We start from the raw sequence: 26,911 nt of genomic DNA on the forward strand, positions 1-26,911 counted from the left end.
CTTCGCATCCAACGCAAACGCGCCGCATCCAACGGCAGACAAGGAACCATCATGGCTTTTTCCCAGGGCATCAGCGGACTCGGCGTGGCCGCGGCCAACCTCGACGTCATCGGCAACAACATCGCCAACTCGGGCACCGTCGGCTTCAAGTCGGCCGCCGCAACCTTCCAGGACGTGTACGCCGGCTCGCGCGTCGGCCTGGGCGCTTCGGTCTCCGGCGTGACGCAGAACTTCTCGCAGGGCGTGACCCAGTCGAGCAGCCGCCCGCTGGACGTGGCCATCCTCAACGGCGACGGCTTCTTCCGCCTGACCAGCGCCACTGGCGAAGTCATGTACTCGCGCAACGGCCAGTTCACGCGCGACAAGGACGGCTACATCGTCAACGCCTCGGGCCTGCGCCTCACCGGCTTCGGCGCGAACGCCAACGGCGGCATCAGCGGCGGCACGCCGGCGGCCATCCAGATTCCGACCACGCCCATGACGCCCAAGGCCACGACCGGCATCGACGCCGAGTTCAACCTCGACGCGCGCAAGACCGCGCCCACCAAGACGCCCTTCAACGCGGCCGATTCCGATACCTTCAACTACTCGAACGCCGTCGGCCCCATCTACGACTCGCTGGGCAACCCGCATGACGTGTCCGTCTACTTCGTGAAGAACGCGACGCCCGCCAACACCTGGAGCGTGTACGGCACGGCCGACGGTGCGGCGCTGAACGCCGGCGCCGCGCTCGGCACCCTGACCTTCGACTCGGCCGGCAAGATGACCGCGCCGGCCAGCGGCCAGCTGAGCCTGGGCACGCTCAACCTCACCAACGGCGCCGCGGCACTCACTCCCACGCTCGACATCTCGGGCACCACGCAGTTCGGCGCCGCCAACGCCATGAGCAAGCTCGCGCAGGACGGCTACCGCTCGGGCGAGCTCACCTCTTTCTCGATCAACGCCGACGGCACCATCACCGGCAAGTTCTCCAACGAGCAGACCAAGCTGCTGGGCCAGGTCGTGCTGTCCTCCTTCGCCAACCCGAACGGCCTGGAGCCCAAGGGCAACAACGTGTGGGCCGAGACGCAGGCCTCGGGCAACCCGCTCACCGGCACGCCGGGCGAGGGCACCAAGCTCGGCTCGCTGCAGTCGGGCGCGCTGGAGGCATCCAACGTCGACCTCACCTCCGAGCTGGTCAACCTCATCGTCGCGCAGCGCAACTACCAGGCCAATGCGCAGACGGTGAAGACGCAGGACCAGGTCATGCAGACGCTCATGAACATCCGCTGAGGCGGCGCCCCAGAAAGACTGACACCAGGAGCACCCAGTGGATCGCATGTTGTACGTCGCCATGAGCGGCGCCAAGCAGGTCATGGAACAGCAGGCCGCCGTCGCCAACAACATGGCGAACGTCTCGACGCCGGGCTTCCGCGCGCAGATCGCCAACTTCCGCGCGGTGCCGGTGGTCGGCGAGGAGGCGCCCACTCGCGCCTTCGTGGCGGCCACCACGCCCGGCGCCGACTTCACCCACGGCCCACTCACCGAGACCGGCCGCGCGCTCGACGTGGCCGTGAGCGGCCAGGGCTGGCTGGTGGTGCAGACGCCCGACGGCGGCGAGGCCTACACCCGCGTGGGCAACCTGCAGATCGGCGCCGACGGCCAGCTCACCACCATGGGCGGGCGCCCGGTGGTGGGCGACAACGGCGCGCTGACAGTGCCGCCGGGCTCCACGGTGAGCATCGCCGCCAACGGCCTGGTGGGCGCGCGCGACGCGGCCTCCACCACGCTCACGGGCATTGCCGAAGTCGGCCGCCTGAAGCTGGTCAATCCGCCGGTCGCCGAACTGGAGCGCGGCGAGGACGGCCTGTTCCGCATGCGCGCCGGCCAGCCGCCGGCCGAGGCCGACGAGGCCGTCACGCTGGTCAGCGGCGTGGTGGAAGGCAGCAACGTCAACCCGGTCGAGACGATGGTGGCCATGATCGCCAACGCACGCAGCTTCGAGATGCAGATGAAGTCGCTGCAGACGGCCGACACCAACGCGCAGTCCGCCAACAAGCTGCTGGCCTACGGCTGATGCGCGCTCTCCTTCTCGCAACCTCTTCCGCAGGACTTCCAGAAAAATGATCCGCTCCCTCTACATCGCCAAGACCGGCCTCGACGCGCAGCAGACGCAGCTCGACGTGGTCTCCAACAACCTCGCCAACGTCGGCACCACCGGCTTCAAGCGCAGCCGCGCCGTGTTCGAGGACCTCGTCTACCAGAACCTGCGCCAGGTCGGCGGCCAGTCGTCGGACCAGACGCGCCTGCCCTCGGGCCTGCAGGTCGGCACCGGCGTGCACGTGGTCGCCACCGAGCGCATCCACTCGCAGGGCAACCTCACCAAGACCGACAAGCCCACCGACGTGGCCATCAGCGGCGGCGGCTTCTTCCAGGTGCTGATGCCCGACGGCACCACCTCGTACACCCGCGACGGTTCGTTCCAGACCGACCGCGACGGCCAGCTGGTCACCGCCAGCGGCTTTCCCGTGCAGCCGGCCATCACCGTGCCGGCCAATGCCACCAGCATCACCGTGGGCCGCGACGGCATCGTCTCGGTGGTGCAGGCGGGCAGCACCAACACCGTTCAGATCGGCCAGTTGCAGCTCGCCACCTTCGTCAACCCCACCGGCCTGCAGAGCCTGGGCGAGAACCTGTATGCCGAGACCGACGCATCGGGCGCTCCCAACCAGGTGAACCCCGGCGTCGACGGCGCCGGCACGCTGAGCCAGGGCTATGTCGAGGCCTCCAACGTGAACGTGGTGGAAGAGCTGGTCAACATGATCGCCACCCAGCGCTCGTACGAGATCAACAGCAAGGCGGTCCAGACCTCGGACCAGATGCTGCAGCGCCTGGCCCAGCTGTGAGCGTGATGGTGGTGACGATGTTGCAGGCGTTGCGTCTTCTTTGCCGCAGTGCGGCCGACGCGAGGACGCGGCTGCTGCCGCTGCTCGCCGCCGCCGTGCTGGCCACCGGCTGCGCGCAGGTTCCGCGCGAGCCGCTGGTGCACCAGCCGATGACGGCGCGCTCCGACAACTACGCGGCGGTGCAGACGCGGCGATCGCCCGGTGCGATCTTCCAGGACGGCCCCGGCGCGAATGCGCTCTTCGAAGACCGCCGCCCGCGCAACGTCGGCGACATCCTCACCATCGTCATCAGCGAGAAGGTCAACGCCACCAAGAACTCGGGCGCCAACGCGAGCCGCACCGGCAGCACCGCCAGCGTGTTCGCAGTCATTCCCAAGCTCATCGGCGGCCTGCTCGACGGGCAGGACGCCAAGCTCTCGGGCACCAACTCGCTCAACGCCAAGGGCGGCGCCAACGCCAACAACACCTTCAACGGCGTGATCACGGTCACGGTGACGGACGTGATGAGCAACGGCAACCTGCTGGTCAGCGGCGAGAAGCAGATGGGCATCAACCAGGGCACGGAGTTCATCCGCTTCTCGGGCGTGGTGAACCCGCGCACCGTCTCGGGCAACAACACCGTGCCCTCCACATTGGTGGCCGATGCACGCATCGAGTACTCGGCCAAAGGCTATATCGACGAGGCGCAGCACATGGGCTGGATGCAGCGCTTCTTCCTCAACGTCATGCCGTTCTGAACATGGAAAACCCCCAGGCTTCGCGCACTTCGTGTCGCTTCTCCAACCCCCTTGCAGGGGGCGATGCCTGCGGCCCGGCAAAGCCGGTTCCGCGGTGGTCCTGGATTCACCCCCAGGCTTCGCGCACTCCGTGTCGCTGCGCCCACCCCCTTGCAGGGGGCGATGCCTACGGCCCGGCAAAGCCGGTTCCGTGGCATCCCGCGAATTTTCGGGCTCGCTTGCGCATCGCGGCGCTGGCGGTGCTCGGTTGCTTGTTGTTTGTTCCTGCTCATGCGGAGCGGCTCAAGGAGCTGGCGAGCATTCAGGGCGTGCGCGACAACCCGCTGATCGGCTATGGGCTGATGGTGGGTCTCGACGGCACGGGCGACCAGACGATGCAGACGCCGTTCACCACGCAGAGCCTGAACAACATGCTGCAGCAGCTGGGCATCACGATTCCGCAGGGCGTGAACATGCAGCTGAAGAACGTGGCGGCGGTGATGGTCACGGCCACGCTGCCTTCGTTCGCGCGGCCGGGGCAGAACATCGACGTGACGGTGTCTTCCATGGGCAATGCGAAGAGCCTGCGCGGGGGAACGCTGCTGATGACGCCGCTGAAGGGCGTGGACGGCATGACGTATGCCGTGGCGCAGGGGAACATGGTGGTGGGCGGCGCGGGTGCGTCGGCCAACGGAAGCAAGGTGCAGGTCAACCAGCTCAGCTCGGGGCGCATTCCCGGCGGGGCGCTGGTGGAGCGCACGGTGGAGTCGCCCGTGGGCGCGGAGGGCACGTTCTCGATCGAGCTGAACCGCTCCGACTTCGGCACCACGCAGCGCGCGGTGGATGCGATCAACCGGCAGTTCGGCTCGGGCACGGCCGAGGCCATCGATGCGCGCTCCATCCGCGTGCGCGCGCCGGAGCCGCAGCAGCGTGTGGGTTTCCTCGCGCGGCTCGAAGATCTCGAGGTGACGCCGACGCAGGCCGGTGCCCGCGTGGTGGTGAACGCCCGCACGGGCTCCGTGGTGATGAACCAGGCCGTCCGCGTGAAGGACTGCGCCATCGCGCACGGCAACCTGTCGGTGGTCATCAACACCGAGCCGGTCATCAGCCAGCCGGGCGCGTTCTCCGGTGGCAGCACCGTGGCGGCTCAGACCTCCCAGATCTCGGTCAACCAGGGCGGCGGCGCGATCCAGATGGTGCGCGGCGGCGCCTCGCTGTCGGACGTGGTCAAGGGGCTCAACAGCCTGGGCGCGAATCCGCAGGACCTGGTGTCCATTCTCCAGGCCATGAAGTCGGCCGGCGCCCTGAGCGCCGAGCTCGAAATCATCTGACGGGGCCGGGGCGATGACGGTATCGGCCAACGACCGGAGTGGCGCGCTCGACCAGCGTTTCGCGCTCGACGTGCAGGGCGTCGACGCCCTGCGCCGCACGGTGCGCAGCTCGCCTGAAGAAGGGCTGCAGCAGGTCTCGCGGCAGTTCGAGGCACTGTTCATGAACATGGTGCTCAAGAGCATGCGCGAGGCGACGCCGTCGAGCGGCCTCTTCGACAGCCAGGACCAGAAGGTGTACCTGTCGATGTTCGACCAGCAGCTCACGCAGAACCTCTCGGGGCGCGGCGTGGGGTTGGCCGAGGCGATGCTTGCGCAGCTGCGCCGCAGCATGCCGTCGGGCCCGCCCGACGCGCAGGCCGATGCGGAGATCGGCGTGAGGCCGATGCAGCTGGAGCCGCTCGCGCCAGGTTTTCCCCTGGGTGCGCGCGCGGGCATTCCGATCGGTTCGGCGCCCGTCGCCTCGACCGCGCGCACCGCGGACCTCGGCATCTACCAGTTCAACAGCGACCGGCGCACGCAGGGCGCGAACACCGGATCGCTGCAGGGGCAGGTCGACGAATTCGTGGGCCGCATGGGCGCATCCGCGCAGGCCGCGAGCACGGCCAGCGGCGTGCCCGCGCCGCTGATCCTCGCGCAGGCCGCGCTCGAGTCGGGCTGGGGCAAGCGCGAGATCCGCGCCGACGACGGCACGCAGAGCTTCAACCTGTTCGGCATCAAGGCAGACCGCGGCTGGAAAGGCGCGACGGTCGAGACCACGACCACCGAGTATGTCGACGGCGAGCCGCAGAAGGTGCGCGCGAAGTTCCGCGCCTACGGCTCGTACGAGGAAGCCTTCACTGACTACGCACGCTTCATCACCCGCAACCCGCGCTACGCGAACGTGCTGGCGACCGACGACCCGAACGAGGCGGCCCACGGCCTGCAGCGCGCGGGCTACGCGACCGACCCGCGCTACGGCGAGAAGCTGGTTCGCATCATGCAGAAATTCGGCTGAGCCGCCACAGCGCTCGCCGCACCAAGGAAAAGCCATGGCAGAGACCGCAGCAGCAACCGCAATCCGGCACGCACAGGCGCCGCAACCTCAGGGCGCGGGCACGCGCCTGGAGGTGGTGACCTTCAAGCTTGGCGAAGAGGAATACGGCATAGACATCCAGAAGGTGCAGGAGCTGCGCGGGTACGACGCGGTGACGCGGATCGCGAACGCGCCGGAGTACATCAAGGGGGTGGTGAACCTGCGGGGGATCATCGTTCCGATCATCGACATGCGCATCAAGTTCAAGCTGGGCGAGCCGACGTACGACCAGTTCACGGTGGTGATCGTGCTGAACATCGGAGGTCGTGTGGTGGGGATGGTGGTGGACAGCGTGTCGGACGTGATCACGCTGACGGGGGAGCAGATCAAGCCGGCGCCGGAGATGGGATCGGTGCTGGACGCGGACTACCTGATCGGGCTGGGCACGCTGGAGGAGCGGATGCTGATCCTGGTGGACATCGACCGGCTCATGTCCAGCGAGGAGATGGGACTGGTCGAGAAGATGGCCGCCTGAGCGTCCGATCCGGGCCCGAACCCACACAACCACGAGACAGAGGTTCCGACAGGAGACACGGACATGATGAAGAACTGGACGGTCGGACGGCGCATGGGCGTCGTCTTCGCATGCGTGCTGGCGCTGGTGGTGCTCATCGCGGGCATCGGCGTGCTCCGGCTGCAGGCCGTGGGTGATGCGACCCAGGCGATGGCCGGCGCCTCGCTGGCCAAGGAGCGGCTTGCGGCCGCATGGCAGCTGGCCACCAACACCAACAGCGTGCGCACCTTCTCGCTGCTCAAGAGCGAAGACCCGGCGGTACAGGCCTATCTGCAGAAGAACATCTCGGCCACCAGCGCCATCATCACCGAAACGCAGAAGAAGCTCGAAGCCGTGCTGGCCTCGCCCGAAGAACTGGCGCTGAGCGCCGACATCAAGAAGAAGCGCGGCGAATACATCGAGCTACGCAACCAGATCCTCAAGCTCAAGGCCGACGGCCGCAAGGACGAGGCGGCGAAGCTGACCGACGCGCAGCTCATGCCCGCGCTGGACGCCTACGACGCGAGCATTCGCGCCATGGTGAATTACCAGCAACGGGAGATCGACAGGACCGCCGCCGCCATCGACACGCAATACCGCTCGGGCCGCATCTGGATCGTGGCGCTTGCCGCCTTCGCGCTGGTCGCCGGCACGGCGACCGCATGGCTGCTCACGCGCAGCATCGTGGAGCCGATCGGCGAGGCACTGCTGATCGCCGAGACGGTGGCCGCGGGCGACCTGAGCAAGGAATTCGAGACCGAGCGCGGCGGCGACTTCGGCCGGCTGCTGCGCGGCATGGGCGACATGGAAGACACGCTCACCGACCTGGTGACGCGTATCAAGGCATCCACCGATTCGATCGCGGTGGCTTCGCGGCAGATCGCTGCGGGGAATCAGGATCTTTCGTCGCGCACGGAGCAGCAGGCCAGCTCGCTGGAGCAGACGGCTGCTTCGATGGAAGAGCTGACCTCGACGGTCAAGCAGAACGCGGACAACGCGCGGCAGGCCAATCAGCTGGCCATGTCCGCGTCCGAAGTCGCCGTCAGAGGCGGCAGCGTCGTGTCCCAGGTCGTCGACACCATGGGCTCGATCAATGCCTCGTCCAAGAAGATCGTGGACATCATCGGCGTGATCGACGGCATCGCGTTCCAGACCAACATCCTGGCACTCAACGCTGCTGTTGAAGCTGCTCGAGCAGGTGAACAAGGCCGTGGCTTTGCCGTCGTCGCTTCGGAAGTCCGCAGCCTGGCCCAAAGATCCGCAACAGCAGCCAAGGAGATCAAGACCCTGATCGGCGACTCGGTCGAGAAGGTCGAGGAAGGCAGCAAGCAAGTGGAAGAAGCCGGCCGCACGATGGACGAGATCGTCGGCAGCGTCAAGCGCGTGACCGACATCATGGGCGAGATCACCGCGGCGAGCCAGGAGCAGACCTCGGGCATCGAGCAGATCAACCAGGCCATCACGCAGATGGACCAGGTGACGCAGCAGAACGCCGCACTGGTCGAGGAAGCCTCCGCCGCCGCCCAGTCGCTGCAGGAGCAGGCCGACAGCCTCGTGCGCGCGGTCAGCACTTTCAAGCTCGACGCGCAAGAGGAAGCCCTGCCGGCCTGAAGACCCATGCGCACGCGTATCAGTCCCAGGCGAGCCCTGCGCATCGGCGCGCGCTTCGCCATCCTGCTGCTCCTGCTCGCGATCGCCCTGAGTCTCGGCTTCCAGGCCGGCGCGGGCTACGAGTGGGCGCAGCAGACAGTGTTCGTGCTCGGCGTGGCGGCCTTGTTGACCGCCGTCGCCGTCGTCTGGCTCGTCATGCGATCGGTCACGCGTTCCACCCATGACGCAGCCAAGGTGTCCGACCGGCTGGACCGGCTGCTCGAGCACGTCAACACGAAGATTTCCGAAAAAAACCTTTCCCCATGAATTCGCTTCTCAATCTCAAGATCGGCACCCGCCTCGGCGCGGGCTTTGCCGCCGTCCTTCTGCTGCTGGCAGGCATTGCCGGCCTCGGCCTCAGCGCGATGACCGACATCCAGTCGCGGCTCAACGGCATCGTCACCGGCAACAACGTCAAGGTGGTCCTGGTGAACAGGATGCTGGACTCGATCCGCGACATTGCGATCCTCGACGGCAACATGATTCTCCTGACCGACGACGCGGCCATGCGGGCGGAGTCGAAGAAGGTCGCCGCTGCGCGCGAGCGCTTCACCGAAAGCCGGGGTGCGCTGGCCAAGCTGCTCGCCACGCCGGAGGGCAAGGCGCTGCTCGCGCGCATCGACGAGAAGGTGGCAGTGCTCGTGCCCCTGAATGCGCAGATCAGCGAGTTGGCGCTGCAGAACAGGAACGAAGAGGCGACAGCGCTCTTCATCTCCAGGTTCCAGCCCGCCGTGAGGGCCGCGCTCGCGGAACTCGAGGCGATGGCCGAGCACCAGGAGCGACGCTCCATGGAGGCCAACCAGGAGGCAGGCGAAGGCTATGCGTGGTCGCGCAACCTGATGCTGGCGCTGGCCAGCTTCGCCGTGCTCATCGGCGCAGGCATCGCATGGCTCATCACGCGCTCCATCACCCGGCCCATCGGCCAGGCCGTGCAGGTGGCCGAGAAGGTCGCCGCAGGCGACATCAGCTCGCGCATCGAGGTGGCGTCGAAGGACGAAACCGGCCGGCTGATGCATGCCCTCAGGGAAATGAACGAAAGCCTCGCCAGGATCGTCAGCGAGGTCCGCACAGGCACCGACACGATCGCGACGGCTTCGGCGCAGATCGCTTCGGGCAACCAGGATCTTTCGTCGCGTACGGAAGAGCAGGCGAGTTCGCTCGAACAGACGGCAGCTTCGATGGAAGAGCTGACCTCGACGGTCAAGCAGAACGCGGACAACGCACGGCAGGCCAATCAGCTGGCTGTGTCGGCCTCGGAAGTGGCGGTGAAGGGCGGCAGTGTCGTCTCCCAGGTCGTCGACACCATGGGCTCGATCAATGCCTCGTCCAAGAAGATCGTCGACATCATCGGCGTGATCGACGGCATCGCGTTCCAGACCAACATCCTGGCGCTGAATGCCGCTGTCGAGGCTGCTCGTGCCGGGGAGCAAGGGCGGGGCTTCGCCGTCGTCGCCTCCGAAGTTCGCAGCCTCGCTCAACGCTCGGCCGCAGCAGCCAAGGAAATCAAGACCCTCATCGGCGACTCGGTGGAGAAGGTCGAAGAGGGCAGCAAGCAAGTGGAAGAAGCGGGCCGCACGATGGAAGAGATCGTGGGCAGCGTGAAGCGCGTGACGGACATCATGGGAGAGATCACTGCGGCAAGCCAGGAGCAGACCTCGGGCATCGAGCAGATCAACCAGGCGATCACGCAGATGGACCAGGTGACGCAGCAGAACGCGGCACTGGTGGAAGAAGCCTCCGCAGCGGCTCAATCGCTGCAGGAGCAGGCGGGCAATCTCGTCAAGTCCGTGAGCGTCTTCAAGCTCGACGCGAACGCGGTGGCCACCGTGCGTCCCGGGTTCACGCACATCGTCCCAATCCCCAAGCCCGCCCGGCCGGCGCCGAAGCGTCCCGCCAAGGCCTTGCCCGCGCGCAAGGAGCCCTCGGCCGCCCCGCAACTCGCCATGACCGGCGACGCCAAGGGTGACTGGACCGAGTTCTGAGTTAACAAATTGAAGGTCCGAGACTCCGATGCCGATAGCGGGGTGACGGTGTTGCGCATGTCGCGCAAGCATGGGTGCCGTCCCCTGTCATCGGAGGAGGAAGTATGAGATTCAAGGACCTGAGAATCAGCACACGCCTGGGGCTGGGCTTTGCGGTGATGCTGTTGCTTGTGGCCTGCATGGCCGGCATCGGGCTATGGAGGCTGGCCAACGTGAGCCAGGCCACGGAGAGGATGATGACCCAGGCGCTGGCAAAGGAACGCCTGGCCGGCGAATGGCAGAGCAATCTCAGGTCGACCTCGGTCGCCACCATTGCCATGATCAAGGCGCCGGATGCCACGCTCGAAGCCTATTTCGCCAAGCTCCAGTCGACCGGCATGGAGCGTATCTCCTCGGTCCAGAAAGAGTTCCAGTCGAGGCTGAGCACGCCGGAGGAGAAAGAGCTCTACGAAAAGATCATGGTCGCGCGAACCAGGGTGCGCGAGATTGTGACGAACCTGACAACGCTCAAGGACCGGGGGCGGATCGAAGAAGCGCAGAAGATGGTCGACACCACCTTCTCCGAGGCGCTGGCAGCTTATGGCATCGCAGTCGACAGGCTTGACCAGCACCAGCACGACGAGATCGACGCGGCCGCCCGCGACATCGCGGAAGACTATGCCGCAGGCCGGATCATGCTGCTGTCGCTGGCTGCCGTTGCCGTCGTGCTGGGGGCGCTGTTCGCGTGGCGCCTGAGCTCGGGCATCGTGCGGCCGCTGGGCCATGCAGTCGAAGTGGCGGAGACCGTGGCTGCCGGCGACCTGCGCGTGGACATCCGCGTTGAAAGCCGCGACGAGGCCGGCCAGCTGATGCAGGCGCTGAAGCACATGAACATGAGCCTTGCCAAGGTGGTCGGCGAAGTCCGCCTCGGCACGGACATGATCGCCACGGCATCGAGCCAGATCGCATCCGGCAACCAGGATCTTTCTTCCCGCACCGAAGAGCAGGCGAGCTCGCTGGAGCAGACGGCCGCGTCGATGGAACAGTTGACCTCCACCGTCAAGCAGAACGCGGACAACGCGCGGCAGGCAAACCAGCTGGCGGTCTCGGCATCCGAAGTCGCGACCAGGGGCGGCATGGTGGTGTCGCAGGTGGTGGACACCATGGAGTCCATCAATGCGTCGTCCAGGAAGGTCGTCGACATCATCGGCGTGATCGACGGCATCGCGTTCCAGACGAACATCCTGGCGCTCAATGCGGCCGTCGAGGCAGCCCGGGCAGGTGAGCAGGGCCGCGGCTTCGCCGTCGTGGCGTCGGAGGTCCGCAGCCTGGCTCAACGTTCTGCAGCAGCGGCCAAGGAAATCAAGACCCTGATCGGCGACTCGGTGGAGAAAGTCGAAGAGGGCAGCAGGCAGGTGGAAGAAGCCGGCCGCACGATGGACGAGATCGTCGGCAGCGTGAAGCGTGTGACGGACATCATGGGCGAGATCACCGCGGCGAGCCAGGAGCAGACCTCGGGCATCGAGCAGATCAACCAGGCGATCACGCAGATGGACCAGGTGACGCAGCAGAACGCCGCGCTGGTCGAGGAAGCCTCCGCCGCCGCGCAGTCGCTGCAGGAGCAGGCCGGAAGCCTCGTGCAGACCGTGGGCATCTTCAAGCTGGATCAGGGCGCGGGCATCAGTGCCGCGCAGCGTCCGGGTCCCAGCCGCATCACCCCCATAGCGAAGCCGGTGAATGCTCTTTACGCGCGCGGACCGGAAGGCAGCGAGAAAGGCGGCGAGCCCGTGCGCCAGCTGGCCATGGCCGGCGCCGACGCTAACGAATGGACCACTTTCTGATAACAAAGGGCTCAACTCTGGCGCGCACGTGCCGATAACAGGACGACGGTGCTGGTGCATCCATCGAATGCGGCGGCCCGGTCTCACGCTAGAGAAGGAAGAAAGAGGTATGAGCTTGAAGGATCTGACAAACGGCACTCGGCCCGGCCCGGGTTTCGCGGCGGCACCGACGCCGATGGCCCTGACCATGGACTCCGGGTGGATCAATCAGGCGATCGTGCGGATGAGCCTGGTCGCGCGGCTGCGCCTGATCCCGGCCTGAGGGGAGGACGAACGGACCATGCGCGTCAATCTTCCCGTCACCGGCATCGAGTACGAACTGTCGCCGGACGCCGCCCTGGTGTCCCGCACCGACATGAAGGGTCGCATCACCTACGTCAACCCCGCTTTCGTCGAGGCCAGCGGCTTCACCGCGGCCGAACTCATGGGCAAGGCGCACAACATCGTGCGCCACCCCGACGTGCCGCCCGAAGCATTTGCCGACCTGTGGCAGACGCTGGGGCAGGGACTTCCCTGGACCGGCCTCATCAAGAACCGCCGCAAGAACGGCGACTTCTATTGGGTGCTCGCCAATGTCACGCCCATCCGCCGCGACGGCCGCACGCAGGGCTACATGTCCGTGCGCAGCAAGCCGGGTCGTGCCGAGGTGGCCGAGGCCGAAGCGCTGTATGCGCGCATCCGCGAAGGCCGGGCGAAGGACATCGAACTGCTGCAGGGCGAAGTGGTCTCGCGCGGCTGGAAGGACCCGCTGGCCCGGCTGCGCCGCATTCCCGTGCGCCAGCGCGTCTTCGGCGCGACCGGCATGGGGGCGCTGCTGTCGCTGGGGCTGGGCGTCTTCGGCTGGATGGAAGCGTCGCGGCTGGTTGCCTTCGCCGGTGCGCAGAGCTGGTTGCCCGGCGCCATGGCCGCCGCGGGCGCGGGCTTCGCGCTGGCATGGCTGGGCCTGGGCCAGTTCCTGGTGCGCACCGTGTTCCGGCCGCTCGACGAGGCGGTGCACGTGGCGCGTGCCATCGCGGGCGGCGATCTCGTGCGCTTCGACGTGCGGCGCGGCGACGAAATCACCGGGCTGCTGCGCGCGCTCAACCAGATGAGCGCGAACCTGTTCGCCATCGTCGCGGACGTGGGCGCCAACGTGACGGGCGTGATGTCGGCTTCGAGCCAGATCGCTTCGGGTAACCAGGACCTGTCTTCGCGCACGGAGCAGCAGGCGAGCTCGCTGGAGCAGACGGCAGCGTCGATGGAAGAACTGACCTCGACGGTCAAGCAGAACGCGGACAACGCGCGGCAGGCCAACCAACTCGCGGTGTCGGCCTCCGAAGTCGCGGTCAAGGGCGGCAGTGTGGTCTCCCAAGTCGTCGACACCATGGGTTCGATCAATGCGTCGTCCAGGAAGATCGTCGACATCATCGGCGTGATCGACGGCATCGCGTTCCAGACCAACATCCTCGCGCTGAACGCGGCCGTTGAAGCCGCCCGAGCCGGTGAGCAGGGCCGCGGCTTTGCCGTCGTCGCTTCGGAAGTCCGCAGCCTGGCCCAAAGATCCGCAACAGCAGCCAAGGAGATCAAGACCCTGATCGGCGACTCCGTCGAGAAGGTCGAGGAAGGCAGCAAGCAGGTGGAAGAGGCCGGCCGCACGATGGAAGAGATCGTGGGCAGCGTCAAGCGCGTGACCGACATCATGGGAGAGATCACCGCGGCGAGCCAGGAGCAGACCTCGGGCATCGAGCAGATCAACCAGGCCATCACGCAGATGGACCAGGTCACGCAGCAGAACGCCGCATTGGTCGAGGAGGCCTCGGCCGCAGCCCAGTCATTGCAGGAACAGGCCGATGGCCTCGTGAAAGCCGTGCGCGTCTTCAGGGCCGAGGCCGCAGAGGCCGTCGCGGAACCCGCCTGAAGAACCACGCAAACCCAATCAAACCGGAGAAGAAAAGATGCTGAACAAGGCAAGAGATCCCATGCAACAAGCCGCCTCGGGCTCTTCCGCCACCGGCGTGAGCCGCCTGGAGGTGGTGACCTTCAAGCTTGGCGAAGAGGAATACGGCATAGACATCCAGAAGGTGCAGGAGCTGCGCGGGTACGACGCGGTGACGCGGATCGCGAACGCGCCGGAGTACATCAAGGGCGTGGTGAATCTTCGCGGAATCATCGTTCCGATCATCGACATGCGCATCAAGTTCAAGCTGGGCGAGCCGACGTACGACCAGTTCACGGTGGTGATCGTGCTGAACATCGGAGGTCGTGTGGTGGGGATGGTGGTGGACAGCGTGTCGGACGTGATCACGCTGACGGGAGAGCAGATCAAGCCGGCGCCGGAGATGGGATCGGTGCTGGACGCGGACTACCTGATCGGGCTGGGCACGCTGGAAGAGCGGATGCTGATCCTGGTGGACATCGACCGGCTCATGTCCAGCGAGGAGATGGGCCTGGTCGAAGCAGCCGCCACCGCCTGAGCCAGGACCACGGCCGGAGCACTGCAGGGTCGGCCCGGTTTCCAACCTTCCACTCTTGAATGTCCGCATCATGAACTTCCTCTCCAACCTTCGCATCGGCAACCGGCTGGCGCTGGCTTTCGCCATCGTCCTGGGCCTGACCGTGGTCTCGACCGCCATCGCGCTGGTCTCGTCGCGCAACAACGCGGAAGCCACGCGGATCATGATGCGCAGTCCGCTCGCGAAGGAGCGGCTCATCTCCGACTGGTACGTACTGACCTACTCGGCCATCGCGCGCACCTCGATGATCGCCCGCACCACCGACGAGAGCCTGCCGGTGGTCTTCGCCGACGTCATCTCCGACAGCGTGAAGAAGGGCAGCGAGACCATCGCCAAGGTCGAGAAGCTGCTGGTGACGGAGGAGGAAAAGGCGATCCTCAAGTCCATCCTCGAACTGCGGGCGAAGTACCAGACGGCGAAGGACGACGTGGGCAAGGCCAAGGCCGGCGGCGACACGGTGGCGACAGCGCGCGTCTTCAAGGAAATCTTCCAGCCGGCCGCCAAGGCCTATGAGACCCGCGTGCTGGACCTGCTGTCGCTGGAGCGCAAGGCCATCGACGACATGAGCGAGGCCATCGACGCGGCCAACACCCGCAGCTTCAACCTGCAGCTGCTGCTGACCGTGCTGGTCGTGATCAGCGGCGGCGTCTTCGCGTTCTTCATCTCGCGCAGCATCGTGCGCCCGCTGGCGCAGGCCGTGCAGGTGGCCGAGACGGTGGCCGCGGGCGACCTGAGCGCGAACATCGAAGTGCGAAGCCGCGACGAGGCGGGGCAGCTGATGGAAGCGCTTCGGAAGATGAACACGAACCTGGCGAAGGTGGTGGGCGAGGTGCGCTCGGGCACGGAAACCATCGCGACGGCTTCGGGCCAGATCGCTTCAGGCAACCAGGACCTGTCTTCGCGCACCGAGCAGCAGGCGAGTTCGCTGGAGCAGACGGCGGCGTCGATGGAAGAACTGACCTCGACGGTCAAGCAGAACGCGGACAACGCGCGGCAGGCGAACCAGCTGGCCGTGTCCGCATCCGAAGTCGCGGTCAAGGGTGGCGGCGTCGTCTCGCAGGTGGTCGACACGATGGGGTCGATCAATGCATCGTCCAAGAAGATCGTGGACATCATCGGTGTGATCGACGGCATCGCGTTCCAGACCAACATCCTGGCGCTGAACGCTGCCGTTGAAGCCGCACGTGCGGGCGAGCAAGGCCGTGGCTTCGCTGTCGTGGCTTCGGAAGTGCGCAGCCTGGCCCAGCGCTCCGCCGCCGCAGCCAAGGAGATCAAGACCCTGATCGGCGATTCCGTCGAGAAGGTCGAGGAGGGCAGCAAGCAGGTGGAAGAGGCCGGCCGCACCATGGAAGAGATCGTGAGCAGCGTCAAGCGCGTGACCGACATCATGGGCGAGATCACCGCGGCGAGCCAGGAGCAGACCTCGGGCATCGAGCAGATCAACCAGGCGATCACGCAGATGGACCAGGTGACGCAGCAGAACGCCGCGCTGGTCGAGGAAGCCTCCGCCGCCGCCCAGTCGCTGCGTGAGCAGGCCGGAAGCCTGTCGCAGGTGGTGGGCGTGTTCCGCCTCGGTGGCAGCCACGCTGCCGGTCCGGCCCATCGGCTGGCGTTCTCGGCACCGGCGGCATGAGGCAGAAGAAGATGGCAAACAAGACAATGCAGTGGTTCCAGAACCTTCGCGTCACGGTCCGGCTGATCCTGAGCTTCCTCGTGGTCGCGGCAATCGGTGCCGCCGTGAGTGCGCTCGGCATCTTCCACATGGGGCGCATCAGCGCATCGACCGAAGCGCTCTACGCCAACGAGCTTCGCGCCCTGCAGGGCGTACAGGACGCCAACATCCGCCTGCTGTATGCCAGCCGCGCGCAGATGACGCTGCTGTCGGCCGGCACGCTCGGCGAGCGCAATGCGGGCGCGAACGAGATCAAGGCGTCCATCGAAAATCTCGCGGCGCGCGCGGCCGAGGTGAAATCCTTCTTCAGCGAGACCGAAGAAGGCGCGAAGCTGTTCGCCCAGTTCGAAGGACTGATCGGGCCGCTGACGACGCGCATGAATGACTTCGTGACGCTGCTGAAGAAGCAGCCGCTGGACAGCACCCAGTTCGACAGCCAGGTGAGCGAGGACAGCACGCGCCTGCTGAAGGAATCACGCGGCCTGGAAGAGGTGCTCCAGCGCATGGTCGCCTACAGCAAGGACCATGCACGCGAGCGCGCCGAGCAGGCCGATGGCACCTACAAGGCCTCCAGGCTGACGATGCTCGGTCTGGCGCTGGCCGGCATCGTGGCCAGCGTCGGGCTGGGTGTGCTGGTGGCGCGCCTGATGGGGCGGCAGCTCGGTGGCGAGCCGCAATACGCCGCCGACGTGGTCGGCCGCATCGCCGACGGCGACCTGTCGCTGGCTGTCAGCGCCGACGCCGCGCACGACGGCAGCCTGCTGCACTCCATCCGCAAGATGCAGTCGCAGCTGACGTCGATCGTCGTGGAGATCAAGGATTCGAGCGACACCATCGCCAGGGCTTCGGAGCAGATTGCGGCAGGAAACCAGGACCTGTCTTCCCGCACGGAGCAGCAGGCGAGTTCGCTGGAGCAGACGGCGGCGTCGATGGAAGAGCTGACCTCGACGGTCAAGCAGAACGCAGACAACGCGCGACAGGCGAACCAGCTCGCTGTGTCGGCCTCCGAAGTGGCGGTGAAGGGCGGCAGTGTCGTGTCCCAGGTGGTCGACACGATGGGGTCGATCAATGCCTCGTCCAAGAAGATCGTCGACATCATCGGTGTGATCGACGGCATCGCCTTCCAGACCAACATCCTGGCGCTGAACGCTGCCGTTGAAGCCGCACGTGCAGGTGAGCAAGGCCGGGGCTTCGCTGTCGTGGCTTCCGAGGTTCGCAGCCTTGCACAACGTTCTGCCGCTGCAGCCAAGGAAATCAAGACCCTCATCGGCGATTCCGTGGAGAAGGTCGAGGAGGGCAGCAAGCAGGTGGAAGAGGCCGGCCGCACGATGGAAGAGATCGTGGGCAGCGTCAAGCGCGTGACCGACATCATGGGAGAGATCACTGCAGCGAGCCAGGAGCAGACCTCGGGCATCGAGCAGATCAACCAGGCCATCACGCAGATGGACCAGGTCACTCAGCAGAACGCCGCGCTGGTGGAAGAGGCCTCCGCAGCGGCTCAATCGCTGCAGGAGCAGGCGGGCAATCTCGTCAAGTCCGTGAGCATCTTCAAGCTCGACGCAAGCGGCAGCCATGCCGCGCCCCGGGCGCAAGCCGGAAAGCCACCCTTGGCCCATGTCGAACCGTCGCTGCCGACCCCGCAGCAGCTGGCCGTGGCTGGCGACGGCGACTGGCGAGAGTTCTGAACGCGGGCCTGGACCGCAAAGAAAACCGGAACACCGAATCGGCCCTTCAGGCCTCCAAGGAAACGATCATCAAAGCTTTCTACAACCTCAAGATCGCGACCAAGCTGCTCGTGTCGTTCGTCGCGGTCCTCGTGCTCACGGCCTGCCTGGGCGTGATCTCGATGCTGCAGCTTTCCAAGGTGCACGAGACCTCCACGGAGCTCTCGACCAAGTGGCTGCCCGCCACGCGCGCCCTGCTCGAGCTCAAGGGCATGGTGGCGAACTACCGTTCGCAGGAAATGGCGCATGCCCTGTCGGGTTCGTTCAACGAGATGGCCGCGTACGAGAAGGCGATGGACGAATCGTGGGCCGCGCTGCAGAAGATGCGTGCCGAGTACGCGGGCTTCATATCGGAACCCGAGGAGCGCGAGATCTTCCCGGCATTCGAGAAGCTTCTTGCACAATACGAGCTGGAGCACCGGAAGATCGTCGCCATCTCGCACACGCAGGACACCGACCAGGCCAGCGCGATGATCCGCGGCAAGTCGCAGCAACTCAGCCGCGAGATGAATGCCGCGCTCGACAGGCTGACGCAGGTGAATCTCGCGGGCGCGGTCCGCGCCGGCGAGACCGCCAACGCCGTGCACCAGCAGGCCAGGCTTTGGGTGCTGGGCCTGCTGCTGGGCGCCGTGGTGCTGGGCCTCGGGCTTGCGCTGTGGATCGCGCGCATCGTCGCCCGTCCGCTGGAGGAGGCGGTGAAGGTCGCGCAGTCGGTGGCCGGCGGGGACCTCACCAGCCGCATCGAGGCGCGGACGACCGACGAGACCGGGCAGCTGCTCGAAGCGCTGAAGGGCATGAACGACAGCCTGGTGAAGATCGTGAGCGAGGTGCGCACAGGCACCGACACGATCGCGACGGCATCCAGCCAGATCGCCTCGGGCAACCAGGATCTTTCGTCGCGTACGGAAGAGCAGGCGAGTTCGCTGGAGCAGACGGCGGCGTCGATGGAAGAGCTGACCTCGACGGTCAAGCAGAACGCGGACAACGCCCGTCAGGCCAATCAACTGGCTGTGTCGGCCTCCGAAGTGGCGGTGAAGGGCGGCAGTGTCGTGTCCCAGGTGGTCGACACCATGGGCTCGATCAATGCCTCGTCCAGGAAGATCGTGGACATCATCGGTGTGATCGACGGCATCGCGTTCCAGACCAACATCCTGGCGCTGAATGCCGCTGTCGAGGCTGCTCGTGCCGGGGAGCAAGGGCGGGGCTTCGCCGTCGTCGCTTCCGAAGTCCGCAGCCTTGCGCAACGTTCTGCCGCAGCAGCCAAGGAGATCAAGACCCTGATCGGCGACTCGGTGGAGAAAGTCGAAGAGGGCAGCAGGCAGGTGGAAGAAGCCGGCCGCACGATGGAAGAGATCGTGGGCAGCGTCAAGCGCGTGACCGACATCATGGGCGAGATCACTGCAGCGAGCCAGGAACAGACCTCGGGCATCGAGCAGGTCAACCAGGCCATCACGCAGATGGACCAGGTCACGCAGCAGAACGCGGCACTGGTGGAAGAGGCCTCCGCCGCCGCGCAGTCGCTGCAGGAGCAGGCCGGCAGCCTCGTCCAGTCCGTGAGCATCTTCAAGCTCGACGCGAACGCGGTGGCCACCGCGCGCCCCGGCTTCACGCGCATCACACCGATCCCCAAACCCGCCAAGCCTGCATCGAAGCGCCCCGCCAAGGGCCTGCCCACCCGTCAACAACCCGCAGCAGCCCCGCAGCTCGCCATGGCCGGCGATGCCAAGGGCGACTGGACCGAATTCTGAATAGAGCAAGAGGAAGTCAAATGAACCTGAAGGATCTGAGAATCGGAACCCGCCTGGGCCTCGGCTTTGCAGCCGTTCTGCTCCTGATGGCGGTCATCGCGGCCACTGGCATGCTGCGGCTGGCGAGCGTGGGCAAGGCCACGGAAGACATGATGCAGCGCGCGCTGGTCAAGGAGCGGCTGGCCAACCAGTGGGCCGTGCTGCTCGGGCCCGCGGTCGCGAACTCCTTCGCGATGGTCAAGGCGACCGACCCCAAGTCGATCGCCTATTTCGAGAAGGCGCGGGCCGACAAGTCGGCGCAGATCAACCCGGTGCAGAAGAAGCTCGAGGAGCTGCTGACCTCACCCGAGGAGAAGAAGCTGTACTCCGCCATCGCCGATCCGCGCAGCGTGGTGCTGACGGTGATCGGGAACATCAACAAGCTCAAGGCCGAAGGCAAGGACGGGGAGGCCATGGTGATGGCCGACACCCAGTTCGCGTCCGCGCTCGCCGTCTACGAGGAGGCCGTGGGCAAGCTCGCCGCCTACCAGCGCGATCGCATCGACGAGTTGGCAAAGGGCATCGAAGCCGATCACACGACCGGCGAGCAGACGCTGCTGGTGCTGTCGGTGATCGCGCTGGCGCTGGGCGCGCTGTTCGCATGGCGCCTGACGGTGGGCATCGTGCGCCCGCTGGGACACGCCGTGGAGGTCGCGCAGACGGTCGCCGCGGGCGACCTGAGCTCGAACATCACTGTGGAAAGCCGCGATGAGACGGGCAAGCTGATGCATGCGCTGCGCGAGATGAATGCGAGCCTTGCGAAGGTGGTGGGCGAGGTGCGCACAGGCACCGAGACCATCGCGACGGCTTCGAGCGAGATCGCTTCGGGCAACCAGGACCTGTCTTCGCGTACCGAGCAGCAGGCGAGTTCGCTGGAGCAGACGGCGGCGTCGATGGAAGAGCTGACCTCGACGGTCAAGCAGAACGCGGACAACGCACGGCAGGCCAATCAGCTGGCTGTGTCGGCCTCCGAAGTCGCGGTGAAGGGCGGCAGCGTGGTCTCCCAAGTCGTCGACACCATGGGCTCGATCAATGCCTCGTCCAAGAAGATCGTCGACATCATCGGCGTGATCGACGGCATCGCGTTCCAGACCAACATCCTGGCGCTGAATGCCGCTGTCGAGGCTGCTCGTGCCGGGGAGCAAGGCCGGGGCTTCGCTGTCGTGGCTTCGGAGGTCCGGAGTTTGGCTCAGCGCTCGGCCGCGGCAGCCAAGGAAATCAAGACCCTGATCGGCGATTCCGTGGAGAAGGTCGAGGAAGGCAGCAAGCAGGTGGAAGAGGCCGGCCGCACGATGGAAGAGATCGTGGGCAGCGTCAAGCGCGTGACCGACATCATGGGAGAGATCACCGCAGCGAGCCAGGAGCAGACGTCGGGCATCGAGCAGATCAATCAAGCCATCACGCAGATGGACCAGGTCACTCAGCAGAATGCCGCGCTGGTGGAAGAAGCCTCCGCCGCCGCGCAGTCGCTGCAGGAGCAGGCCAGCAGCCTCGTGCAAGCCGTCAGCATCTTCAAGCTCGACGCCAACGCCGTGGCCACCGTGCGTCCCGGGTTCACGCGCATCACGCCGATTCCCAAGCCGGCCAGGCCGGCACCGAAGCGTCCCGCCAAGGCCCTGCCGACGCGCAAGGAGCCCGCGGGTGCACCGCAGCTGGCCATGGCTGGCGACGGCAAGGGCGACTGGACCGAGTTCTGAGCGGCAGGGCCCTCAACTTTCGGTGGCGGTTGCCGATATAGACGCTGAGGCACCGACGCGATCGGTGCCAATCCAACTCACACACACCTCATCGACAGGTAAAGCCATATGTCCGGAAGTTTGTTCTACACGGGTCTGAGCGGTCTGGGCGTCGCCCGTACCGCGCTGATGACCACGGCCCACAACACAGCCAACGTGTACACCGCGGGCTACAGCCGCCAGGTGGCGGAGATCGCCACCGGCAGCGCCATCTCCAGCGGCTCTGGCTTCATCGGCTCGGGCGCCAACGTCTCGACCATCTCGCGCAGCTACGACCGCTACCTCACGGCGCAGCTCTCCTCGGCGCAGTCGGCCTCGGCCGCGCTCGCCGCCAACAGCACGCAGATCAACCGCATCGACACGCTGCTGGCCGACAAGACCTCGGGCATCGCACCGCTGATGCAGAGCTTCTTCACCAGCGTCCAGGGCGTGGCCAACACGCCGGCCGACCCGGCCGCGCGCCAGCAGATGATCAGCTCGGCGCAGGCGCTGGCCAGCAAGTTCCGCGCGACCGACCAGTACCTGTCGGACCTGAACTCCTCGGTCAACGACCAGATCGTGGGCAGCGTCGACCAGATCAACACCTACGCCAGCAAGATCGCCGGCCTCAACCAGCAGATCAGCCAGATCAGCGCAATGGCCGGCGGCCAGCCGCCCAACGACCTGCTCGACCAGCGCGACCAGCTGGTGAGCCAGCTGAGCCAGATCGTGGACGTGAAGGTGCTGCAGCAGGACAACGGCAAGTACAACGTGTTCATCGCCACCGGCCAGTCGCTGGTGGTCGGCGACTATGCCGCCAGCATGGCGGCGGTGAACTCCGCCGCCGACCCGACGCGCAAGGCCATCGCCCTGCAGGGCTTCGCCGGCAACACCGCCGAGCTGCCCGACGGCGCCATCACCGGCGGTTCGCTCGGCGGCCTGCTGTCCTTCCGCAGCGATACCCTCATTCCCACGCAGAACGCGATCGGCCGGCTGGCCATGTCGGTGTCCGACGCGGTGAACGCGCAGCACAAGCTGGGCGTGGACCTCAACGGCGCGCTGGGCAAGGACTTCTTCACGCAGTCCGTGCCGGGCGCGATCTCCAACGCGAACAACGCGGGCAATCTCGAACTCGACGCCACGCTGACGAATGCCTCGCAGCTCACGGCCAGCGACTACAGCGTGAGCGTCACCGACGTGGCGGGCACGCTCACCTACACGGTCACCCGCCTTTCGGACAAGACCTCGATGGGCAGCTTCACCACCTTCCCCATCAGCTTCGACGGCGTGAGCCTCTCGGCCGGCACCGGTACGGCGCAGGCGGGCGATTCGTTCCTGATCCAGCCCACGCGCACCGGCGCGCGCGATCTCGACGTGCTGACACGCGACCCCGCCAAGGTGGCCGCCGCCTCGCCCATCGTCACCGGCAACACCGCCGGCAACAAGGGCAGCGGCGCGCTCGGCGCGGCCACGGTGAACGCGAGCTATCCCGCCACCCCGCTGGCCGGCACGGTCACGCTGAGCTTCGACGCCGCCACCGGCAACCTCACCGGCTTTCCCGCGACCTCCGCCGTGACGGTCACGCTGGCCAATGGCTCCACCACCACCTATGCGGCCGGCGCGCCCGTGCCCTACACCGCCGGCGCGAAGATGAGCTTCGACGGCGTCACCGTCAGCATGACCGGCGCGCCCTCGCAGGGCGACACCTTCACCATCGGCAAGAACACGGGCGGCGTGTCCGACGGCAGCAACGCGCTGCTGCTGGGCGCGCTGCAGCGCAAGACCACCATGGCCAATGGCACCGCGACCTTCAACGGCGCGTACTCGCAGATCGTGAGCGAGGTGGGCAACCGCGCGATGGCCATCAAGGTGGCGGCCACCACGCAGGACAGCGTCACGAGCCAGATCAAGGCCAGCCAGCAGGCGATCTCCGGCGTGAACCAGGACGAGGAAACCGCCAACCTGCTGATGTTCCAGCAGATGTACCAGGCCAACGCGAAGGTGATCCAGACCGCGTCGACCATCTTCGACGCCATCCTCGGCATCCGGGGCTGAGCCCGATAGCGGATTCTCCCGGCTTCCCCAAAGGTAAAGATTCAAGGCAAGGCAGGCAAAGCGATGCGCATCAGCACCCAATCCTTCTACGAGCAGAACGTCCTGGCCATGGGCCAGCAGCAGCAGAAGCTGTTCAGGGTCCAGCAGCAGCTGGCGACCAACTCCAGGTTTCTCTCGGCCGGCGACGACCCGGTGGGCGCGGCGCGCGCGCTGGGCACCAGCCAGTCGCTGTCGGAGATCTCGCAGTACGCCACCAGCCGCCAGCGCGCGTCGCTGGCGCTGTCGACCGAGGAGAACGCGCTCGACTCGGTCACCTCGATCCTGCAGAACATCAAGACGCTCACCGTGGCGGCCGGCAACGGCACGATCTCGGATGCCGACCGCGCATCGCTCGCCACCGCCATCCAGAGCGCCTACGACCAGCTCGTGGGCGTGGCCAACACCGACGACGGCAACGGCCAGTACCTGTTCGCGGGCTTCAAGAGTGGCTCGCCGCCCTTCGTGACCGCGGCCGGCGGCGGCGTGCAATACGTGGGCGACCAGGGCCAGCGGCTGATGCAGGTCGACGTGGCGCGCCAGATGCCGACCTCGGACGACGGCCGCACCATCTTCCAGTCGGTGCAGGGCAGCGCGGGCTACGTGGCCTCGGCCGCCGCGAGCAACACCGGCACCGGCGTGTTCGGGCCGGTGAGCGTGACCAACGCCACCGCGCCCAACTACGGCAAGGACTTCACCATCACCTTCAGCGCCACCGACTACACGGTGACGACCAAGGACACGCCGCCCGTGGTCGCGGCCACCGGCCCGATCACGCCGGACACGCCCATCTCCTTCGGCGGCGTGCAGATCAAGTTCACCGGCACGCCGGCGGCGGGCGACAGCTTCGACGTATCCACCGCGCAGAACGCCGGCACCGACGTGTTCGCCGCCATCGGCGAACTGGTGACCGCGCTGCGCACCCCGCTGGCCGGCGGCGGCGCGGCCGCGCAGGCCAAACTGCAGAACGCGCTTGCCACTGCCAACGTGAAGGTGACGAACGCGCACGACAACGTGCTCACGGTGCTGTCGTCGGTGGGTTCGCGCCAGAGCGAGATCGACGCGCTGGATTCGGGCGGCGCGGCGCGCAAGCTGCAGGAGGAGGCGTACCTGTCCTCCATCGAGGACCTCGACCCGTACAGCGCGATCGCGGAGTTCTATCAGCGCCAGTCCTCGCTGCAGGCGACACAGATGACCTTCGCCAAGCTGAACAGCATCTCGCTGTTCAATTACCTGTAACCGGAATCCGCAGCCCGAACCTGTGGCCGGTGCCGCCGGCATTAGCCCGGGAGCCGACGAGACAAGAACTCCCGGAGCGTCAGGGTCGACAGCGAGAAAGGACAGTCGCCTCGCAGGCCTGCCTGCGCAGGCGCAAGGAGTCCGTGGATGCCCCGCGTGGGCGCACGGGCGGCGTGATACGAGAACCTGGGGAGCACGAGCGTGTGGGAATTCGTTCTTTCCGCGTGGAAGGCTGAGCTGGTCAACTACCCCATCCTTCTGATGCAGTCGGCGGCACTGCTGGGCATCTTCAGCCTGGTGCTGATGCTATCGAAGCCGTCCGACGCGGTGCTGCATTCGCGCGCAAGCTTCCACGGCTGGACGATGGGCCTGACCGGGTTCGTCCTGATCGCGATGGCGTTCCAGCTGCTGGACCTGCCGTCCAAGCCTTACATCGGCTCCGACCTGCTCTTCATGGCGGGCCTGCTGGGCGGGTGGCGCGGAGGCGCGATCGGCTGGACATTGATCGTGGGCGCCAGGCTCCTCTTCGGAGGGACGCACCAGGCGCCGGCCTTCCTGCTCGACATGTCCTTGCTGGTGCTCGGCGGGATCGTGATGCACCACCGGCTGGGCCGCAAGCCGATCGCGTCCTTCGGCTGGCGCGACATCCGCAACGCGTGGCTGGTGCGGGTGCTGTTCTCGGTGCTCTCCTCGGGACTGATCCAGCTCCTGGAGCTGGTGCCGACCATGATCAACGCGCGGGTCTTCGCGCTTCGAATCCTCGGGTGCGCGCTGTCGCTGGTGATCATCGGCTGCATGCTGGTCCTGCTGCGCAGGGACGCGAGGGAGCGGGAGTCGCGCGCCCGCGAGCTCGCCATGTCGCGCACCAACCTTCTGACCGGGCTTCCCAACCGGCGTGCCCTCGGCGAGTTCCTCGACAGGCTGCTCGCGGTGGACTCCCGGCAGCATGTGCTGATGACTTTCCAGGTCGCGAATCTCAAGGACATGGTCCGCGCCCTCGGCCACGACTGGACGGATCATTTCTGGGGGCAGCTCTCCAGCAACCTGACCCGGGGGCAGGCCGGCCAGAATCTAGAAGCCTTCAATCCGCGGAGCTTCCAGTTGAGCGACCTCTCGCTGACCGTGGTGCTGCAGGGCGCCTCGCTCGAATGGATGGAGCAGGAGCAGATGGCGCCACGGGTGCAGGCCGAGGTGGTGGCGACGCTTCGCACCACCCACATCGCCTACATGCAGCTGCAGTTGCGCATCGGCATCTCGAACGTCCGGATGGGCTCGCATGTGGATGTCTCGGCGATCCTGCGCGACCTGAGCCTCGCGCTGCAGAGCAACGAGCAGATGGTCCGCTACTTCCATTCCTCGTTCGCGGAGCAGTCCGACCGGGACGAGGATGTGCGGCGCCTGCTGATCGACTGGATACGCACGGCCAACCCGCCGATGCAGTACCAGCCGAAGTTCCATTTGATGACCCGCCACGTCTGCGGCGCGGAGGCCCTGCTGCGGGCGCATTCGATGAAGAACCAGCCGCTGCCGCCGCCCTACGTGATAGAGATCGCGACCCGCCACCAGCTGCTGTCGCAGTTCGAGTGGTGCACCCTGGAAGTGGTGGCGCGCGATATCAAGCGATGCCTTGCCGCCGGCTATCCCATACCCCTGGCGGTCAACATCTCCGCGACCACGCTGACGCTTCCGCGCTTCGGCGACCGCGTGCTGGCGTTTCTCGACCTGCTGAGCGTTCCGCCCCGGCTGCTTTCCATCGAGATCACGGAAAGCGGCCATGTGCCCGACGTGGAGACGGTGCGCACCAACATCATCGTGCTGCAGCGCGCGGGCGTGGGCCTTTCCCTGGACGACTTCGGAACCGGCTATTCCGCCCTGACGACGCTGGCGACCATTCCGTTCTCGGAGGTGAAGATCGACCACAGCATGATCTCGCGCATCGACCAGCCGCGCATGCGCGAGGCCGTGTCGCTCGCGCTCGAAAGCGCGACGCGCTACAACGCCACGCTGGTCGCCGAGGGCGTGGAGACGGAGGCCCAGTCGGCGCTGCTGCTAGAGATGGGGGTGCTCTTCGGGCAGGGCTACCTTTTCTCGAGGGCGGTTCCGATGGACGAACTGATCCAGATGGCCCGCCGCAAGGGCGCGTTCTGCGCGGACGGAACGCTCAGGAGCCCGAGGCCCATGCAGGTCTGAGAAGAAAGAGGGAAGTCGCCCTCCCACAGCCCACCGACCGCTCGAGCGGCGT

21 protein-coding genes are annotated in these 26,911 nt (G+C 66.5%); all 21 read left to right on the plus strand.

Going from position 1 to position 26,911, the window contains the following annotated elements; translation table 11 throughout:
• Nucleotides 1-51: 51 nt before the first annotated feature.
• The 21 genes from flgE to EJP67_RS19165 all read left to right on the plus strand — a co-directional run bounded on the left by flgE (nt 52) and on the right by EJP67_RS19165 (nt 26,859).
• The gene (gene flgE, locus EJP67_RS19060) at nt 52-1,272 is read left to right on the plus strand and encodes a flagellar hook protein FlgE (protein WP_126023285.1); all 1,221 of its coding nucleotides are present in this window, start codon (nt 52-54) and stop codon (nt 1,270-1,272) included.
• Nucleotides 1,273-1,309: 37 nt separating this feature from the next.
• A complete protein-coding gene (gene flgF, locus EJP67_RS19065) occupies nt 1,310-2,056 on the plus strand; it encodes a flagellar basal-body rod protein FlgF (RefSeq protein WP_126023286.1) in 747 nt (248 codons plus the stop codon).
• A 46-nt stretch (nt 2,057-2,102) separates the two neighbouring features.
• Nucleotides 2,103-2,885: a flagellar basal-body rod protein FlgG gene (gene flgG, locus EJP67_RS19070; RefSeq protein WP_093197930.1), complete on the plus strand. Its 783-nt coding sequence runs from the start codon at nt 2,103-2,105 to the stop codon at nt 2,883-2,885.
• 17 nt (nt 2,886-2,902) lie between these two features.
• Nucleotides 2,903-3,622 (plus strand): flagellar basal body L-ring protein FlgH, encoded by a 720-nt coding sequence (locus EJP67_RS19075; protein WP_126023519.1) that lies wholly within the window; start codon nt 2,903-2,905, stop codon nt 3,620-3,622.
• Nucleotides 3,623-3,840: 218 nt separating this feature from the next.
• Nucleotides 3,841-4,932 carry a flagellar basal body P-ring protein FlgI gene (locus EJP67_RS19090; RefSeq protein ID WP_126023287.1) on the plus strand — a complete coding sequence of 364 codons (1,092 nt, stop codon included), beginning with the start codon at nt 3,841-3,843 and terminating at the stop codon, nt 4,930-4,932.
• Between the two features lie 13 nt (nt 4,933-4,945).
• Nucleotides 4,946-5,926, plus strand: a complete 981-nt coding sequence (flgJ, locus tag EJP67_RS19095) for a flagellar assembly peptidoglycan hydrolase FlgJ (protein WP_126023288.1) — start codon at nt 4,946-4,948, stop codon at nt 5,924-5,926.
• A 34-nt stretch (nt 5,927-5,960) separates the two neighbouring features.
• Entirely contained in the window at nt 5,961-6,479 is a 519-nt protein-coding gene (locus EJP67_RS19100; RefSeq protein ID WP_126023289.1) for a chemotaxis protein CheW, read from the plus strand.
• A 66-nt stretch (nt 6,480-6,545) separates the two neighbouring features.
• Nucleotides 6,546-8,108 carry a methyl-accepting chemotaxis protein gene (locus EJP67_RS19105; RefSeq protein ID WP_240650724.1) on the plus strand — a complete coding sequence of 521 codons (1,563 nt, stop codon included), beginning with the start codon at nt 6,546-6,548 and terminating at the stop codon, nt 8,106-8,108.
• Between the two features lie 6 nt (nt 8,109-8,114).
• On the plus strand, nt 8,115-8,414 hold the full coding sequence (locus EJP67_RS19110; protein WP_126023291.1) for a hypothetical protein: 300 nt from the start codon (nt 8,115-8,117) through the stop codon (nt 8,412-8,414).
• Nucleotides 8,411-10,129, plus strand: a complete 1,719-nt coding sequence (locus EJP67_RS19115) for a methyl-accepting chemotaxis protein (RefSeq protein ID WP_126023292.1) — start codon at nt 8,411-8,413, stop codon at nt 10,127-10,129. The genes EJP67_RS19110 and EJP67_RS19115 overlap by 4 nt, the downstream gene beginning before the upstream one ends.
• 104 nt (nt 10,130-10,233) lie before the next feature.
• A complete protein-coding gene (locus EJP67_RS19120; protein ID WP_126023520.1) occupies nt 10,234-11,949 on the plus strand; it encodes a methyl-accepting chemotaxis protein in 1,716 nt (571 codons plus the stop codon).
• A 109-nt stretch (nt 11,950-12,058) separates the two neighbouring features.
• Nucleotides 12,059-12,211 carry a hypothetical protein gene (locus EJP67_RS33655; protein ID WP_165909652.1) on the plus strand — a complete coding sequence of 51 codons (153 nt, stop codon included), beginning with the start codon at nt 12,059-12,061 and terminating at the stop codon, nt 12,209-12,211.
• Nucleotides 12,212-12,229: 18 nt separating this feature from the next.
• On the plus strand, nt 12,230-13,846 hold the full coding sequence (locus EJP67_RS19125) for a methyl-accepting chemotaxis protein (RefSeq protein WP_126023293.1): 1,617 nt from the start codon (nt 12,230-12,232) through the stop codon (nt 13,844-13,846).
• Nucleotides 13,847-13,907: 61 nt separating this feature from the next.
• Nucleotides 13,908-14,402, plus strand: coding sequence for a chemotaxis protein CheW (locus tag EJP67_RS19130; RefSeq protein ID WP_126023294.1), 495 nt, complete (start codon nt 13,908-13,910; stop codon nt 14,400-14,402).
• 70 nt (nt 14,403-14,472) lie between these two features.
• On the plus strand, nt 14,473-16,074 hold the full coding sequence (locus EJP67_RS19135; RefSeq protein ID WP_126023295.1) for a methyl-accepting chemotaxis protein: 1,602 nt from the start codon (nt 14,473-14,475) through the stop codon (nt 16,072-16,074).
• A gap of 26 nt (nt 16,075-16,100) precedes the next feature.
• Complete coding sequence (locus EJP67_RS19140) at nt 16,101-17,798, plus strand: methyl-accepting chemotaxis protein (protein ID WP_126023521.1); 1,698 nt, start codon at nt 16,101-16,103, stop codon at nt 17,796-17,798.
• Between the two features lie 68 nt (nt 17,799-17,866).
• The gene (locus EJP67_RS19145; RefSeq protein WP_126023296.1) at nt 17,867-19,585 is read left to right on the plus strand and encodes a methyl-accepting chemotaxis protein; all 1,719 of its coding nucleotides are present in this window, start codon (nt 17,867-17,869) and stop codon (nt 19,583-19,585) included.
• 20 nt (nt 19,586-19,605) lie between these two features.
• A complete protein-coding gene (locus EJP67_RS19150) occupies nt 19,606-21,321 on the plus strand; it encodes a methyl-accepting chemotaxis protein (RefSeq protein ID WP_126023297.1) in 1,716 nt (571 codons plus the stop codon).
• Nucleotides 21,322-21,429: 108 nt separating this feature from the next.
• Nucleotides 21,430-23,394, plus strand: coding sequence for a flagellar hook-associated protein FlgK (gene flgK / locus EJP67_RS19155; RefSeq protein ID WP_126023298.1), 1,965 nt, complete (start codon nt 21,430-21,432; stop codon nt 23,392-23,394).
• A gap of 63 nt (nt 23,395-23,457) precedes the next feature.
• Entirely contained in the window at nt 23,458-24,669 is a 1,212-nt protein-coding gene (gene flgL / locus EJP67_RS19160; RefSeq protein ID WP_126023299.1) for a flagellar hook-associated protein FlgL, read from the plus strand.
• Between the two features lie 201 nt (nt 24,670-24,870).
• On the plus strand, nt 24,871-26,859 hold the full coding sequence (locus EJP67_RS19165) for an EAL domain-containing protein (protein ID WP_126023300.1): 1,989 nt from the start codon (nt 24,871-24,873) through the stop codon (nt 26,857-26,859).
• The last annotated feature ends 52 nt before the right edge of the window (nt 26,860-26,911 follow it).

Origin of the sequence: Variovorax guangxiensis (assembly GCF_003952165.1) — a bacterium.
In the GTDB taxonomy this organism is placed as follows: domain Bacteria; phylum Pseudomonadota; class Gammaproteobacteria; order Burkholderiales; family Burkholderiaceae_C; genus Variovorax; species Variovorax guangxiensis.

Bases quoted from the DNA above. Each gene is read 5' to 3' on its own strand.
- flgE (WP_126023285.1), top strand. From the start codon at position 52: ATGGCTTTTTCCCAGGGCATCAGCGGACTCGGCGTGGCCGCGGCCAAC.
- flgG (WP_093197930.1), top strand. From the start codon at position 2,103: ATGATCCGCTCCCTCTACATCGCCAAGACCGGCCTCGACGCGCAGCAG.
- EJP67_RS19075 (WP_126023519.1), top strand. From the start codon at position 2,903: ATGTTGCAGGCGTTGCGTCTTCTTTGCCGCAGTGCGGCCGACGCGAGG.
- flgJ (WP_126023288.1), top strand. From the start codon at position 4,946: ATGACGGTATCGGCCAACGACCGGAGTGGCGCGCTCGACCAGCGTTTC.
- EJP67_RS19100 (WP_126023289.1), top strand. From the start codon at position 5,961: ATGGCAGAGACCGCAGCAGCAACCGCAATCCGGCACGCACAGGCGCCG.
- EJP67_RS19105 (WP_240650724.1), top strand. From the start codon at position 6,546: ATGAAGAACTGGACGGTCGGACGGCGCATGGGCGTCGTCTTCGCATGC.
- EJP67_RS19110 (WP_126023291.1), top strand. From the start codon at position 8,115: ATGCGCACGCGTATCAGTCCCAGGCGAGCCCTGCGCATCGGCGCGCGC.
- EJP67_RS19115 (WP_126023292.1), top strand. From the start codon at position 8,411: ATGAATTCGCTTCTCAATCTCAAGATCGGCACCCGCCTCGGCGCGGGC.
- EJP67_RS19120 (WP_126023520.1), top strand. From the start codon at position 10,234: ATGAGATTCAAGGACCTGAGAATCAGCACACGCCTGGGGCTGGGCTTT.
- EJP67_RS33655 (WP_165909652.1), top strand. From the start codon at position 12,059: ATGAGCTTGAAGGATCTGACAAACGGCACTCGGCCCGGCCCGGGTTTC.
- EJP67_RS19125 (WP_126023293.1), top strand. From the start codon at position 12,230: ATGCGCGTCAATCTTCCCGTCACCGGCATCGAGTACGAACTGTCGCCG.
- EJP67_RS19130 (WP_126023294.1), top strand. From the start codon at position 13,908: ATGCAACAAGCCGCCTCGGGCTCTTCCGCCACCGGCGTGAGCCGCCTG.
- EJP67_RS19135 (WP_126023295.1), top strand. From the start codon at position 14,473: ATGAACTTCCTCTCCAACCTTCGCATCGGCAACCGGCTGGCGCTGGCT.
- EJP67_RS19140 (WP_126023521.1), top strand. From the start codon at position 16,101: ATGCAGTGGTTCCAGAACCTTCGCGTCACGGTCCGGCTGATCCTGAGC.
- EJP67_RS19150 (WP_126023297.1), top strand. From the start codon at position 19,606: ATGAACCTGAAGGATCTGAGAATCGGAACCCGCCTGGGCCTCGGCTTT.
- flgK (WP_126023298.1), top strand. From the start codon at position 21,430: ATGTCCGGAAGTTTGTTCTACACGGGTCTGAGCGGTCTGGGCGTCGCC.
- flgL (WP_126023299.1), top strand. From the start codon at position 23,458: ATGCGCATCAGCACCCAATCCTTCTACGAGCAGAACGTCCTGGCCATG.